The sequence below is a fragment of the Escherichia sp. AM3 genome (assembly GCF_032029835.1).
Lineage (GTDB): Bacteria > Pseudomonadota > Gammaproteobacteria > Enterobacterales > Enterobacteriaceae > Escherichia > Escherichia coli.
Window position 1 is genome coordinate 1 of record NZ_JAVUPQ010001197.1, and the last position, 247, is coordinate 247.

Genomic DNA, 247 nt, shown 5'->3' on the forward strand with positions numbered 1-247 from the left:
GTGTGGGGTGGAACTCTGCTTTTTGCTCATGGCGTTCCTTCACCTGTTGTTTGAATGCCGCGCCTCTACGCGCCACTCCACACCTGTGTATTAGCGAGTTTTCATCCCTGCGAGATGCTTTCAAAGGAACTTACGCCGTGCTGCAAGAGTTGCATTTTTATGGAAAGCCGCACGCAAAAAAGCCCGGATGCAGACGCATACCGGGCTTTCCAAAACAGGCGATGGAGTAAGGTTAACGCAGCGCCCA

Annotated in this window: 1 protein-coding gene; it reads left to right on the forward strand. The window is 52.6% G+C overall.

What is annotated here, in order from left to right; genetic code table 11:
* On the forward strand, nt 1–230 hold a 230-nt coding region (locus RTW80_RS30290), incomplete at its 5' end, for a hypothetical protein (protein ID WP_312721896.1).
* Nucleotides 231–247: the final 17 nt, after the last annotated feature.